General features: G+C 55.9%; 13 protein-coding genes. 2 read left to right on the top strand and 11 right to left on the bottom strand.

Going from position 1 to position 14,829, the window contains the following annotated elements:
• Positions 1-40: 40 nt before the first annotated feature.
• Positions 41-2,086 carry a TonB-dependent receptor plug domain-containing protein gene (locus D6851_RS07315; RefSeq protein ID WP_120324228.1) on the top strand — a complete coding sequence of 682 codons (2,046 nt, stop codon included), beginning with the start codon at positions 41-43 and terminating at the stop codon, positions 2,084-2,086.
• Here the strand turns inward: D6851_RS07315 and D6851_RS07320 are convergent.
• The 7 genes from D6851_RS07320 to mgtE form a co-directional block, all read right to left on the bottom strand.
• On the bottom strand, positions 2,061-3,569 hold the full coding sequence (locus D6851_RS07320; protein ID WP_120324229.1) for a PepSY-associated TM helix domain-containing protein: 1,509 nt from the start codon (positions 3,567-3,569) through the stop codon (positions 2,061-2,063). The two genes, D6851_RS07315 and D6851_RS07320, sit on opposite strands and share 26 nt — an antisense overlap.
• Positions 3,566-4,129 carry a hypothetical protein gene (locus D6851_RS07325; protein WP_338014742.1) on the bottom strand — a complete coding sequence of 188 codons (564 nt, stop codon included), beginning with the start codon at positions 4,127-4,129 and terminating at the stop codon, positions 3,566-3,568. The genes D6851_RS07320 and D6851_RS07325 overlap by 4 nt, the downstream gene beginning before the upstream one ends.
• Positions 4,126-6,411: a TonB-dependent receptor gene (locus D6851_RS07330; RefSeq protein ID WP_120324231.1), complete on the bottom strand. Its 2,286-nt coding sequence runs from the start codon at positions 6,409-6,411 to the stop codon at positions 4,126-4,128. The genes D6851_RS07325 and D6851_RS07330 overlap by 4 nt, the downstream gene beginning before the upstream one ends.
• A 108-nt stretch (positions 6,412-6,519) precedes the next feature.
• A complete protein-coding gene (gene pncB / locus D6851_RS07335) occupies positions 6,520-7,824 on the bottom strand; it encodes a nicotinate phosphoribosyltransferase (RefSeq protein ID WP_120324232.1) in 1,305 nt (434 codons plus the stop codon).
• Between the two features lie 50 nt (positions 7,825-7,874).
• Complete coding sequence (locus D6851_RS07340) at positions 7,875-8,501, bottom strand: ATP-binding cassette domain-containing protein (protein ID WP_120324233.1); 627 nt, start codon at positions 8,499-8,501, stop codon at positions 7,875-7,877.
• A complete protein-coding gene (gene modB / locus D6851_RS07345) occupies positions 8,491-9,189 on the bottom strand; it encodes a molybdate ABC transporter permease subunit (RefSeq protein WP_120324234.1) in 699 nt (232 codons plus the stop codon). The genes D6851_RS07340 and modB overlap by 11 nt, the downstream gene beginning before the upstream one ends.
• On the bottom strand, positions 9,189-10,610 hold the full coding sequence (gene mgtE, locus D6851_RS07350; protein WP_120324235.1) for a magnesium transporter: 1,422 nt from the start codon (positions 10,608-10,610) through the stop codon (positions 9,189-9,191). Before mgtE ends, modB begins: the two co-directional genes overlap by 1 nt.
• A 116-nt stretch (positions 10,611-10,726) precedes the next feature.
• On the opposite strand from mgtE, the gene D6851_RS07355 reads away from it, so the two are divergent.
• Positions 10,727-11,191, top strand: a complete 465-nt coding sequence (locus D6851_RS07355; protein WP_120324236.1) for a peptidylprolyl isomerase — start codon at positions 10,727-10,729, stop codon at positions 11,189-11,191.
• Positions 11,192-11,253: 62 nt separating this feature from the next.
• On the opposite strand, the gene D6851_RS07360 is transcribed toward D6851_RS07355, so the two are convergent.
• From D6851_RS07360 to D6851_RS07375, 4 genes are all read right to left on the bottom strand, one after another.
• A complete protein-coding gene (locus D6851_RS07360) occupies positions 11,254-12,132 on the bottom strand; it encodes a LysR family transcriptional regulator (protein WP_120324237.1) in 879 nt (292 codons plus the stop codon).
• Positions 12,133-12,277: 145 nt separating this feature from the next.
• Positions 12,278-13,213, bottom strand: coding sequence for a hemolysin family protein (locus D6851_RS07365; protein WP_120324238.1), 936 nt, complete (start codon positions 13,211-13,213; stop codon positions 12,278-12,280).
• 19 nt (positions 13,214-13,232) lie between these two features.
• Positions 13,233-13,724, bottom strand: a complete 492-nt coding sequence (gene ybeY / locus D6851_RS07370; RefSeq protein WP_120324239.1) for an rRNA maturation RNase YbeY — start codon at positions 13,722-13,724, stop codon at positions 13,233-13,235.
• 33 nt (positions 13,725-13,757) lie between these two features.
• Positions 13,758-14,792: a PhoH family protein gene (locus D6851_RS07375; protein WP_120324240.1), complete on the bottom strand. Its 1,035-nt coding sequence runs from the start codon at positions 14,790-14,792 to the stop codon at positions 13,758-13,760.
• Positions 14,793-14,829: the final 37 nt, after the last annotated feature.

Below are 14,829 nucleotides of genomic sequence, written 5' to 3' on the forward strand. Positions count from 1 at the left end.
ATTCGCTGAGGTTGGCGATGCCATAAATAAGGGGAAATGAATGCGTCTGGGATTGGTGTACGGAGCGGCTATCGGGAGCATTGTGACATTGCCAGCTCATGCCCGGGCCGATGAGGACGTGTCGCGGGATCAGGATGCGTTCACTCTTGGCCAGATTGTCGTCAGCGCGTCTCCTGATGCTGAGCCTCTGATTGGCAGTTCTACCCTCAGCTCGAAAGCTATCCGGTTGTTTCAGCGTGATCGACTGGACGATGCGGTCAACCTTATTCCGGGTGTGACTTCGTCGAACAGTGGCGGGTCGCGTAATGAGAAGCTCGTCGATATACGAGGTTTCGGGCGATATCAGGTGCCGCTCTCCATCGATGGTATTCGGGTCTATCTCCCGGCTGACGGCCGGCTGGATTACGGCCGGTTTCTGACCGGAGATATTGCACAGATTCAGGTGGCCAAGGGCTATGCTTCCGTCCTTGACGGACCGGGGGCCATGGGTGGAGCCATCAATCTGGTGACTCGCAAGCCTGCTCAGCCATTGGAAGCGGAAGCCAGCGCATCACTCAATCTCGACAGGGACGGCGATTATGCGGGTTATAATGGTTTTGCCCTGCTCGGAACGCGACAGGATAACTGGTACGCGCAACTCAGCTATACGCGCAACTTTCAGAACCACTGGGATTTGCCGGGGAGCTATGAGCCCGCAGAAGGGTCCGCCGAAGACGGTGGAAAGCGCGACTTCTCGCGCAGCACCGACTGGCGGCTCAATACCAAGATCGGCTTTACGCCTCGTGAAGGCGATGAATATTCGCTTAGCTATACCAGACAGGAAGGATCGAAGAATGCGCCGCTTCATGTTACCGATCCGGCTTCACGCCAGCGCAACTGGACCTGGCCCTACTGGAATATAGACAGTCTGTATTTTCTATCGACGACATCGCTGAATGACAGACTGACGCTCAAGACCCGGCTTTACCGCAATGGTTTCGATAATCTCCTGCGTGCGTTCGACGATGCGACCCAAACCAGCCAGACACGTGGGCGGGCGTTTAATAGCTATTATGCGGACACAGCATGGGGTGGTTCGGCTGAACTTGCTGCGCAGGTAAGCAGTGCGGATAGGTTCAGTGTCGCCATGCATTACCGGCGCGATAAGCATAAGGAATGGCAGCAGGGGTTCCCCTCGGGAGAGACTGAGCCGAAGCAGACGAGTATCGAGGATGTCTACAGTCTTGCGGCGGAGAACCGTCTGACCATTTCTCCTGCTTTGCAACTGACCGCCGGCCTTAGCTATAACTGGCGAGATTTGCGCCGGGCTGAGGATTATGCGGATAATGCGGTTCTCGAATACCGGCTGGCAGATGATCATGCACTGGGTGGGCAGGCCCGGCTGGTATGGTCACCCGATAGCAAAACGCATTTACACGCCAGTATCTCTTCCCGCTCTCGTTTCCCGACCCTGTTCGAGCGGTTCAGTTCTCGCTTCGGCGGTGCTGTTTCCAACCCGGATCTGCAGGCCGAACGTGCAGTAAATTACGAAATAGGAGGTGCCCGCGATTTCAATACGCTTCATCTGGAGGGAGCTGTCTTCTATTCCGATATTTCGGATGCCATCGAGTCTTTCCCGTTTTTATATGATGGCCAGACGGTCAGCCAGAGCCGGAACGTGGGAGACGGCCATTATTACGGAGCCGAACTGTCTCTATCCGCGCGTATCGATGACAGGCTAAGTATTGGCGGTAATTACACCTATACGCATAGGCATTTGAACGATCCGTCAGACCAGGCATTCGAGCCCACCGGGGTGCCAACCCATAAGGCATTCATCTGGGCGGACTGGCAGCCGGTAAAGGCGATGCATATCCTGCCTAATCTCGACATTGCGTCGAACCGGTGGACCGTAAACACTGCCGGTACGGAGTATTATCGCATCGGCAATTACGTGCTTGCCAATCTGACAATGAGTTATGAGCTGAGCGATGGTGTCGAACTCTCGGCCGGTGCGCGCAACCTGTTCGATGAATATTATCTTCTGACCGATGGTTTCCCGGAAAGAGGCCGCAGCTTCTTCACGCGGCTGCGCTTTCGCTATTGAAGAATTTCTGCCTGAGGAACGGCCAGAAAAGAACAATGGCCGTTCCCAGTAAAATGGCATCCACTAGTGTCACACTCGGCTGACCCTGGCTGAAAGTAGCCACGGCGTGGGCAATCAGCAGCGCCGCACTGAGTATAGCCAGCGTAACGCGCAGGCCACGCGCCAATATGCTTCCGGAGAAGCGCCGAAGCATCGCTGCCAGCAGAATTGAAAGCGCAGTGAGTATGAACCACAGTAACGGTAGTTTTTCTCCGAGCCGGGCGGGAAACAGGAAAGCGGCCCATAAGGTCGCCAAAAAGATGACAGGCTGGCCCCAGGCAATCATGGCCCATATCCGTTCCCAGTGCGGCACGGCGCGGCCCTTATCGCGCCGGCGTGCCATCCAGATAGTCACACCAGTCGAAGTAACGAGGCAAAGCGCCAGACCGAGCAGACCGTAAACGATCCGCACAGGAACACCGCCGAACCAGCCAAAATGGAGCTGGCCGATACCGTTCAATATACGCATGCCGGTGACGAGACTGTCCGGATGCTCGTCTTTGAGCACTGCCCCCTTCGCGTCGAACTTGGTTTGGTCCTGCATGGCGATCATATTATCGCGCCCCGAAGACACAGAGATACGCATATCCGCGCGACCGGGATGCTCGATCATGATCGCTTGCGGCGTGGCGCCGGGAGCATGCTGGCGTGCTTCAGCTATAAGGGTTTCGAGATCGGGCATTTCAACCTGCTGCGTATTTTCGGGCAGCGGCGTGTCTAGAAACAGGTCATAAACCTTATTCATGTCGCCCTGATAGAGAAGCAGGGACAATACGGCGACGATGATCGTGCTGAGGCCCAGTAGCGCACCGGTCAATGCGAGCGTGAAATGGAACGGCAGAGCCCAGACGCCCAGACGGTTGTGAATATCCGCTTCCTGCAAGCGCCGAGAACCACCCAATCGAAGATGGAAAGCGTCGCGAATAATTCGAGGATGGGCAAGAATACCTGACAGCAGAGACGATAGCAGCGCGACACCGCTCATGCCGACAATGAAGTCTCCCCAACTGCGCGGCAAATGGAGATTGATATGCAGGTGGATCAGGAACTCAGACCACACGGCGGTCATCTCGGTGAGTGCGCCCTGAGCATTTACTGCCCATTCCCGGTCGAAAGTGGTGTTATAGGCATGCAGTGTGGCACCCTGACGGGCCTCGGTGGGCAGGCTGAGATAGATAGTAATGTCCTGCGGAACCTGCGGCAAAGCAGTCTGTACAGCCCGGGCTGCCGCTTTGTCGGAAAGCTCTTTCGCAACCGGTGCGGCGGGTTGCTCCCACTGTTCGATATCCGGCACAAAAACCGCTAAAGTGCCTGTCAGACAGACAAGATAGATGATCGCTGCGAAAGCCAGTCCAAGAATGGAATGCCCGCTCAGAACGGCACGGACAGTGGCAGGAGAAAGTGGCCAACGATTGTTTTTAGGAGATGTGCGGTTGCTGCTCATGCGCTTCCTGCCAGTGCTGCGAGAGTGAAACTGATCAGTGCGGTGCCGGTCAACACGGCCGTTGCACGCAGCAGTTTCTGATCCGCCAGTGTCCACGTCATGGCGAGACCCCAGAGAATCGGCAAAAGCAAGCCGCCGATCACGATCCGGGTTTGCGGGGCACCTGGAGACAGTGCTGTGTAACAAAAGGCCAGCCCCATCGCGGCAACCATGCCCAGCGGCCCGGCCAGCAGAGTCTTGAGGATTCCACGCCAGATTTTGGAAGGTCCGGCCAGCGGCTCGGGAGCAGCATCGAATTCACGTTTTGTTACGGCCCGGCGCCGGACATGGCCGGTAATAATCACTGCAATTGCGCCCAGCGCTTCCATGGCCAGGGCTGTGGCCAGCCCTTTGACCGGGCCGATGAGCCACATGCTTGCCAGAGCAAGACCTGTCGCCACCGCCCAGCCAAAAATGACAAATGCTGTTCCATCGCTTTTCCTGTCTTGCCAGGAGCGGCGCAACAGGGAAGCGGCAAACGCTCCCCCGCTCAGCAGAAAAGGCGTGAGAAGCGCAATCACCAGTGCATTTCCATACCAATACCGAATGTTTGCGGTTTCCCGAGAATGGACTGATTGCGGGAAGCGAATGTATATTGTTTGTATTCTTCGTCGAAGAGGTTGCGGGCAAAGCCGAAGATCGACCAGTGTTCCATTTCATAGCCGATTTTGGCATTGACGACAGTGCGGCCGCCGACGGCAAAATTGCTCTGATCGGAACCAATGCCGGTGAAGACCTTGCTGCGATAACTGGCGTTGAGATTGGCGATGATACCATTGTCGAAATGCGCATTCATGCCGCCTGCAAGTGTCCAGCGCGGTGCATAAGGAAATTGTGTATCGGTCAGATCATCTGTTGTGGTTGAGTTGTCAGGCAGGATGAAATCGTCGAATTTGGTGCGGACATGACCAACCGAAGCATATAGGTCGAACACCGAATTCAATTCACCCGTAGCCTCCACTTCGAAACCATAAAGGTGAGATTCGCCTGCATTAACGGTGTTGTAGTCATATTGCCCACCGCTGAAATAGGCCGTAACCTGCTGATCTTTCCACTCCATATAAAAAGCGTTGGCGTTGAGCGTCAGTCGGCCATCGAGCCACTGAGAGCGCAGCGACGCTTCATAATTCCAGCTATATTCCGGATCGTAAGGAATAAGCTCGGCGCGAGCCGGATTCTGACTCGATCCACCGGAGCGGTAAGCTCGCTGAACGGTAAAAGAGGTTGTCAGGTCTGGAGTCCAGTCCATGCTGATGCCCATTTTAGGCAGAAAGGCATCGAACGTACGACTGTTACTAGCTCTCGCAGATGAGGCATCGGCTACCAGACCCAACACGCCCTGATTGATGACGCTGACGACAGGTGCATAAGCATCCCCAAGGGCATTCGGGGCAGGTAAAGTGCCGGTAAAGGCAGCCAGAGTTTCTGCTGTGTACCGGTTCTTTTCATGATCGAAACGGAATCCGCCAAGAATTGAGAAACGGTCGGTCACATGGAAGCGACCATCGGCAAATATCGCCATTGTTTCGACTTTTTCAGGTGCATCGGATTCATAATGCAGCGGTATAGCAGGCAATTGTGCAGCATAAGCATTGCTGAGTTGCTGCGCTGCTTCCTCGCTCATCAGGCCACTATTGAATAACAGGTTGCTGATTGTGCCTGTAGGGGTGTTCATGGTGAGATTGCTATTTGCTTCGGTGTCGCCTTTTCGGCGGTAATACCATGCCCCAAGAACACCGCTCAGGCGATCGCCGTCATAATTGAGGCGGACTTCCTGTGTCAGCGTTTTGTAATGATAGAAGTTGGCGATATTCTGGAGATCTTCAGGTGTGCCGTCCGTGTCGACAACTGACCGCACATCTACCTTATTCCATGAGGTGACGCTGGAGAGCGTCAGCGGGCCGGAAAGGTCATAGGAAAGATTCAGGACGGCAATATCGCTGTCGATATTGCCTTCGCTTTCCCGGTTACCTTTCGCAATACGATTGTCGTAAAAATCTTCAGTGTCGGTGCGGGTATATTCATAAACATAGCCGCCATCGCGACGCACACGATTATAGCTCAGCACTGCCGTCAGATCCGGCACGGCTTGCGGTGTCCACTTCAGCTTGCCGCGCAGATTGAGTGCTTTCAGTTCGTCATTATATTCGTCGCGCGTGACGTTTTTAATAATTCCGCGATCGGCCCGGCGTTCAGCGGACAGGCGCAGACCCAGTTCATCCTGAATCAGCGGGCCGCCAATAGCAGCTGAGAAAGTCCGGTCATTATGCTCGGTCCACTGAACCCGTGCATCGCCGCCCCATGTCGTGGTGGAAGGGTCTTTCGTGGTGATGACGACGCCGCCGGCCAGAGCGTTAAGGCCCTGAATGGTGGATTGCGGACCACGCAGAACTTCCACCTGCTGCACATCCCAAAGGTCTGTCGGTCCGCCATAAAGTGCGCGGCTGGGAATGGGCGCGCCATCGATATAGACTGTTGCTGTGGCCGCATTTCCTCCAGACCCGACACCGTTATTGTTAATGCCGCGAATGGTGAAGCCTGTGGAACCATAGGTTTCCGAGAGGTTGGCCGTGCGGTTATAGACATCCTGAATTGTGATCAGATTTTCGTCTTTGATCCGCTGTGTCGTAACCACTGCTACACTGGTTACGGTCTCCTGAAGCGTACGGCTGGATTTTTCGCCGGTAACGATGATTTCTTCGGCAGGACTGCCAGCATTTGCCGGCGCAGCTTCTTCGGCCAGAGCCGGTGCAGACAGGGCTGTAACGGCCGCTCCGGCCATGAGCATGGTAGTACGTTTCATAAATTCCCCTTTTGACGGGGCCTCTAGGGAAGCGCGCTACTGCAAGTCAATCGCATTATTGCGAATTTGGGCAAGTTTTTATTCTGCGAAATCCGTTTCGCATCCGCCTCAGACCGAGAGGGGTGAAAGAACATGCCCCGTTTCGCCAAAGATTCGCAGATAACGGGCAATTTCCTGCGGATCTCCGGTTGCTTTGGCCGGGTTGTCGGATAATTTGACAGCAGGCCTGCCATTAGCCTCGGTCACCTTGCAGACGAGCGAAATCGGTTCAAGCCCGGCTTCACCATCTGGTTCGCAATCCCGAAAATCATTGGTGAGATTGGTCCCCCAGCCGAAGCTCATCCGCACGCGGCCATGGAAATGGTGATAAATTCGCTCGATCGTGTCTACATCGAGTCCATCGGAGAAGATCAGCAATTTTTGTTTGGGGTCACGACCCTGTTCCTCCCACCAGCGCATAATTTGTTCTCCCGCTTCGACAGGCGGCGCGCTGTCAGGCCGGAATCCAGTCCAGTTTGCCAGCCAGGACGGTGCGTGTTCGAGAAAGGCCGCCGTGCCATAGGCATCAGGCAGAGCGATCAGGAGATTGCCGCCATAATGCTGGCGCCATTCTTCAAGCACGCGATAGGGCGCTTCTGCCAGTTCTGCATCGTTGTCCGACAGGGCCGCCTCGACCATAGGCAATTCATGTGCGTTGGTCCCTATGGCTTCAAGATCGGCATCCATGGCCAGCAGCACATTGGATGTGCCGATGAAGCGCTCCCCCAGGCCCTCTTTCAGGGCTTCCACACACCAGCGCTGCCACAGAAAGCCATGGCGGCGGCGTGTGCCGAAATCGCTGATGACCAGATCGGGAAAGGCGCGCAGCCTTTCCACCTTTTCCCATAATTTTGCCTTGGCACGAGCATAGAGCACATCGAGTGCAAAACGCCCTTTATTCTGCAAGGAAGCACGGGATCGCAGCTCGTTAATGATGGCGAGGGCAGGAATTTCCCACATGGTCGTGTGCGTCCATGGCCCATCGAAATGCAGTTCGTATTGTCCGTCGGCCTTGCGCAATTCATATTCCGGCAGGCGGAAATCGGCGAGCCAGGCCATGAAATCGGGTTTGAACATCTGCTGTTTGCCGTAAAAACTGTTCCCGGCCAGCCAGATCAGCTCCTTATTGGTGAAGCGCAATGTACGAGCATAGTCGAGTTGCGTCCGGAGTTCTTCTTCGTCGATAATATCGGCCAGCCGCACCGTCTGCGAACGGTTGATAAGCGAGAAAGTGGCACGCACGTCAGCATGCTCGCGCCAGATCATTTGCAGCATCAGCAGCTTATAGAAATCGGTATCCAGCAAGCTGCGCACGATCGGATCGAGCCGGAAATTGTGATTATAAGCGCGTGTTGCAATATCGGTAACAGCCATGGCGATACTCTATCGTCTGATTAGGCAAAAGGAACATGCAGTTCGGCGTATCAGTGTTCCAATTCGATGATCCGTCCGGCCAGCCGGTCCATTTCGCTTCTGTCATGTGAGACATAGAGGATTGGCAAATGCAGTTCGTCGCGAATCCGTTCAATTACGGCCATGATTTCCTGTCGCCGGTTGCTGTCCAGAGAAGAAAGCGGCTCATCCATCAGCAGAAAGCGCGGGGCAGACAGCAAGGCACGACCAATGGCGACACGCTGAGCTTCACCGCCCGATAATGTGCGTGGCTGACGATCGAGCAGATGGGCAATATCGAGAAAGTCTGTCGCTTCTTCGAGCCTCATCCAGCGCTTCTTTACCGGGGCGAGATGATAGCCGAACAGAAGATTGTCCCGCACATTGCGATGCGGAAACAAGCGGATGTCCTGAAAGACATAGCCGCAGGAACGGGCTTCGGGAGGCAGGTCGATATTCTTCTCGGCGTCGAACAGCATTTTGTCTGATACGTTGATATGACCTCTGACAGGACGCAGCAGGCCGGCTATCGCATCGAGCAGACTGGTTTTTCCCACACCCGAAGGTCCGAACAGGCCGGTTAGTCCGGCCTCGCTGGAGAAGCATATGTCTATACGCCGGGAGGCGCGTTCGAGCGACACGTCCACGTTAAAGGACATGGCTTTTCCCTCCGCTCATGCGGCGAGCGAGCCATTCGGAGATCACCAGCGCACCGAGCGACAGAATTACCGAAACGCAGGCCAGACGAAAAACTTCCGCGTCCTGTCCCGGAATTTGCAAAGAGGAATAGATGGCGAGCGGTAAAGTACGGGTCTGGCCCGGAATATTGGAAGCGAAGGTAATCGTTGCGCCGAACTCTCCGATAGACCGGGCGAAGCCAAGCATAGCTCCGGCCAGAATGCCGGGGGTTACAAGAGGCAGGGTGATGGTGCGAAAGGTACGCCAGCGGTTTGCACCCAGGGTTCTTGCGGCCTGTTCCAGCCGGGGGTCGACCGTTTCGAAGGACAGCCGCATAGCCCGGACCATCAGGGGAAGCGCCATGATGGCGGAAGCCAGCGCCGCCCCTGTCCAGTGGAATACGAAACCCAGTCCGATCGTTCGTTCGAAGAAACGTCCTATCGGGCCATTTGCACCAAACGCCATTAGCAGCAGCCAGCCGGTAACCACGGGTGGCAGAACAAGGGGCAGATGAACCAGTGCATCGACCAGCAATTTGCCAGGGAATTGTCGCCTTGCAAGCAACCAGGCGAGTGCGAGCGCAAGAGGCAATACAGCGCAAATGGCCACAAGACTGACTCTGAGCGACAGGGTGACAATCGCCCATTCGCTTGCCGAAAGCGGTTGCATCAACCGGTGAGGCCGCTCGCCACAGCGAGGCCCAGAAAAGCGAAAAAGCCCATGGAATCGGTAATCATCGTTACGAAGACCGAACTGGCAACAGCCGGGTCCTGGCCCATCCGGTCGAATAGAACAGGCACAGCAACGCCTGCCAGGCCGGCTGTACAGATATTGATGATGACTGCGCTTGCTATGACGATCCCGAGTAAAGGCGAAAAAATCACTGCTGTGGCGAGGCCTATCAAGGTGGCCACGGTTACGCCGTTGAGCAGGGCAACGCGCATTTCGCGCCAGAGAATACGCCGGGTGTTGGACCGGGTGAGCTGATTAGTCGCCAGCGCGCGGACAGAGACGGCCATGGTTTGCGTGCCTGCATTACCGCCGATCGAAGCAACGATCGGCATGAGGACAGCCAGTGCCACCAGCTTTTCGATCGCTGCGCCGAATGCGGCAATGATAAGGCTTGCCACGAGTGCAGTGCCCAGATTGGCGACCAGCCAGCGCACACGCGCGGAATAGGCATCGCGGATCGGTTCGTTAATATCGCCTTCGCCGGCCCCCGACATGAGCAGAGCATCTTCACCGGCTTCTTCGGAAATGATGTGGACGATATCGTCGACCGTGAGCTGACCGACCAGCCGGCCATTCTCATCGACGACCGCGGCCGAGATCAATGCGTATTTCTGGAAGCGCAACGCCACTTCTTCCTGATCCATGATAACCGGGATCAGTGTCTGATCGCGCTGCATCACATCGGTCAGCGCAATATGGCGAGGACAGCGCAGAATCCAGGAAAGACGGCATGTGCCGAGCGGACGATGCCGGTGATCGACGATGAAGACTTCCCAGAAGTCGGTCGGCAGATCATCCTGCTCGCGCATATAGTCGATAAGGTCGCCTACCGTCAGATGTTCGGGCACCGCGATCAGTTCGCGCTGCATCAGGCGGCCGGCGGTTTCTTCCGGGTAAGAAAGCGCACTTTCGATGACCGCGCGATTTTCCGGGTCGAGCTCGTCCAGAATCGCTCGCTGATCTTTCGGATCGAGATCCTCGATCAGCTGGACTGCGTCGTCGGTTTCGAGCTGTTCGGCTATCACCGCCACGGCAGCGGCGGGCAGCGCTTCGATCATGTGGTCGCGCACATAATCGTTCAGTTCGGAAATGACTTCGCCGCTCATCAGGTCAGTGATGGCGGCGGCCAGTTCCCCGCGCCGGTCAGGTTCGAGCAATTCGAAAAGGTCGGCAATATCGGCCGGATGCAGCGGTTCGACCAGATCGTAGGTCCGTCCTTCATCACCTTCTTCAAGTGACTCGCGGACCGCATCGATAAATTCGGGTTTCAGTCGATTCTCTTCGTCGAGTTGCTCGCCTTCTTCCGCTTCACTGGCGGGGAAGGGCACTTTCGCCTCGTCGAGTTCTGTATCGGCCATGCGGCTCGTCCTATGCGTGTGCGCTGCAAAATCAAGCGCCTGATAGTGCGGCAGAGGGTGACATTGCGCAGAGCATCCCTATACCGGCGGTCAGAACGCAATATGGAGATACCCGCATGGCGGACGAGAAACTTACCTTCACAATCGACACAGGCAATGGTGAAACGAATGATGTCGTCATCAAATTGCGCCCCGATCTGGCGCCCGGCCATGTTGAACGCATTACCGGCCTTGCCAAAGATGGCTTTTATGACGGGGTCGTTTTCCATCGCGTGATTCCCGGCTTCATGGCGCAGGGCGGCGATCCGACCGGCACCGGCATGGGCGGTTCCGACAAGCCCGATCTCAAGGCTGAGTTCAATTCCGAACCGCATGTGCGCGGCACGTGCTCGATGGCTCGCACGCAGGTTCCCGACAGTGCGAACAGCCAGTTTTTCATCTGCTTCGATGATGCCCATTTCCTTGACGGTCAGTATACCGTCTGGGGTCAGGTCGAAAGCGGTATGGACCATATCGATGCGCTGCCTAAAGGTGAGCCGCCGGCAAACCCGGGCAAGATCGTGAAGGCTACCGTAGCCTAAGCGTCAGCGGGACGAATGACAAAAAGGGAGCGAATGGGTCTCAGGCCGATTCGCTCCCTTTGTTATAGGCCCGCTTCGACTACCCAATCATGGAATATGCGGACCGCACGCTGATCCAGATCGGCACGGCGGCACATGAACCAGTAACTGTACGGGCTTTCCACTTCGATATCGTAAAGTTTGGCCAGACGCTGGTCATTGGCGCGCTTCAGATGGTCGTCATGCATTACCGCTATGCCCAGACCCTGCGCTGCTGCTTCGAGAATAAGCTGACCGGAATCGTAATGGTCGATGGCATTGGGCTGCAAGTCGGGAAAGCCGATGGCTTTGCGCCAGGCATCGAAGCTGAGCGGAACATCGCTATTGATGAGAAAAGTCTGCTGACTCAGTGCTTCCTCGCTCGGATTTTCGCCGATTTCAGCGGCGAGTTCACGACTGCAAATGGCGTGAATCCGGTTCTGATCGAGCTGGAAGGAGTGAAATTGCGGGCCCGGCTTGGTGGTGAGCAGAATCGCTGCATCGAGCGTTTCGCCTACCCGGTCTTTAAGATTGGACCCTGTATCGATGTCGATATGAAGGCGGGGATATTTTTTGCGCAATTCAGGGAGGCGAGGGAACAGTCTTTGCGTGCCGAACAAAGGCAAAACCCCCAGGCGCAGGCGCAAAAGCTGGATATTTTCCGACTGCCCTTCCACCGCCACTGCAAGGGCTTCGAGATGGGGGGCCACGGCATCGTAGAAGCTGCGCCCTTCATCGGTGAGCTTCATTGCCTGCTGTGAGCGCGAAAACAATTTCTTGCCGGCAAAATCCTCCAGATTCGTAACCCGGCGGGATAAAGCCGAAGGGCTGAGGCCCAGCTCATTGGCTGCCGCGCGAGCAGATCCAAGCCGTACAATGCGGACAAAAGCTTCAAGAGCACGGAGAGGAGGAAGGCGGCGCATAGTCTTTTTTGTTCACATTTTTGCAATTAAGTCGAGGATTGATTGCAAAAAAATGCATGATCACAGGGAGGAGAGCAACAAATTCCCATCAGGAAGACAAAATGCCTTTCCTGTCTGTAGCGCTAGGGCAAGCGGTCGGAGGTTTCTAGTCTGAATTCGACCTTATGTCCCGTTCCGGTTCATGCAGGCGCAGCCGCGTGACATGGGTTTCGTCACCATCCGTCACTTCGATGCGCCAGCCACTCGGATGAGTGAGAATAGCGCCCACTTCGGGAACCTGTTCGGCCAGAACAAAAGCAAGGCCGCCCAGCGTATCGACCGATTCTTCGATTTCGGCGATTCGCGGATCGTCGAGCCTTTCGGCCACATCGTCCAGTTCGGCGCGGGCATCGGCATCCCACATACCATCACCGATAGGAACCAGTAGTTCCTCCGGCGTTTCGTCATGCTCATCTTCGATCTCGCCGACAATTTCCTCGACCAGATCTTCAATCGTGATGATTCCGTCTACGCCTGAATATTCATCCAGAACGACCGCCAGATGAACATGCCGTAGCCGCATATCGGCCAGCACGTCCAGTGCGCTGCGGGCTTGCGGCACGAAAAGGGGCTGGCGCATCAATGTCGTCCAGTCGCGCGGGGCTTCCTTACCATTGGCGAGAAAAGGAAACACATCCTTGATATGGATCATGCCGATCACCTGATCGAGCGTGTCCCGATAGACCGGCAGGCGCGAATGGCCGTGTTCGGAAAAAGCTTCTATCAGTTCATCCCATTCTGCCTCAGCAGAAATCGCAATGATTTCACCGCGGGGAATGGCTACATCATCGGCATCGTGTTCGCTGAAATGAAGCAGGTTGCGCACCATGGCGACTTCGACGCTGGAGAGGTCTCCATTGATCGATGAATGCCGCCCGTCGCCGCTTTCCTCTTCATGCTCGTCAATAGCTTCTTCGAGTTGGGCACGAAGGGAGGTTTCACTTTCCCCGGCATCGAACAGTTTGCGAATTATGCTCCACAATCCGCTGCTACTGTCTGCGTCTCCCTGACTGGAGTCGCTCAATCTGGAACTGTCGGGCATCGCCCTTTTGCCTTCTCCCTTAAAGAATCCGATCCCCATATGGGTCTGCAATGGCCAGAATCGCAAGCGTCTTTATTTCGAGCGCTTCCATGGCCTCAGCATCGGCTTCGGAAATTTCGTGATCATGCCCGGCCAGATGGAGCAGGCCATGCACGATCAGATGTGTCGCATGATCTTGAAGAGAAACACTTTTTTCTTCCGCTTCGCGAGCGCAGGTTTCAAAAGCGAGAGCAATGTCGCCGAGCATTTCAGGAGGGCCATCCGTATCCAGTGCAAGCAATTCCTCGCGCTTGAGCATAGGAAAAGACAGCACATTGGTAGGCTTGTCCCGTTCCCGCCATTCGCGATTCAGCGCATGGACTTCCGCATCCGAGGTGAAAAGCAGGCTGGTGGAAAGGCGCTCATTGTTCAGCTCGGGAACAAAACGCTGCAAGGCACCCAGTGCCTTTTCAGCAAGATGCTCCCAGTCACCTTCTGGCCAGGGTTCTTCCACGGCGATATCGAGTTCCACAATTTTCCTTCAAAATCTGGCTGTTTTGCCGTGTCAGGCAGAAGTGCCTTCATAAGCTTCGACAATCCGTCCGACGATCGGATGGCGCACGACGTCGGCCGCCGAAAAGCGGGTAACACCGATACCTTCCACACCTTCCAGCCGTCCGACGGCATCCGCGAGCCCGCTGAAACTGTCGCCGCCGGGTATGTCGACCTGCTTCGGATCTCCGCAAATCACCATACGGCTGTTTTGCCCGAAACGCGTGAGGAACATCTTCATTTGCTCACGCGTGGTGTTCTGCGCTTCGTCGAGAATCACGAACGCATCGGACAAGGTCCGTCCGCGCATGAAAGCGATGGGGGCGATTTCGATTTCGCCGCTCGCAATGCGCCGGTCCACCTGTTCGGGCGGCATACAGTCATAGAGCGCATCGTAAAGCGGGCGCAGATAAGGATCGACCTTCTCTTTCATATCTCCGGGCAGAAAGCCGAGCCGTTCGCCCGCTTCGACAGCCGGACGAGACAGGATCAGGCGTTGTACGGAGCCGGTAATAAGCTGGCTGACAGCCTGTGCGACAGCCAGATAGGTCTTGCCGGTGCCAGCCGGGCCAAGCGCGAAGATGATATCTTCACGCTGTAATTGCTGCATATATTCCGCCTGCATGGCCGAGCGCGGAACGATTGTTTTGCGGCGCGTCCGGATCATCACCGAAGGCGCATTGGGCTTGCCGGTGATGATACCTTCCAGCGTGGGTTCATTCGACATGGCAATGAGGGATTCGATCACACCGGCGTCCATGGCCTGCCCGGTCAGCAGTTTTTCATGCATCGATTTGAGCACGTCGCGTGCCCGTGCGACATTATCTTCCGGCCCTTCGATTGCCACACGGTTGCCGCGTGCGCCGATATAGACGCCAAGGCGGTTTTCGATCTGAACAAGATTGGCGTCAAACTCTCCGAACAACGCACCGAGAACGGCCTGTTCGTCAAATTCGACTTCGGTTCTGGCCCGCCTTGCATGATTGTGGCGGTCTTCGGGATGGGTCAACGCGGCTTGTGCGTCGGCGCGATCGGGTTTGCGTGCCATGCGCTCCTTTCAGCAAATGATGGCTGTGCGGCCATGC

The organism is Altericroceibacterium spongiae, assembly GCF_003610805.1.
GTDB lineage: Bacteria > Pseudomonadota > Alphaproteobacteria > Sphingomonadales > Sphingomonadaceae > Altericroceibacterium > Altericroceibacterium spongiae.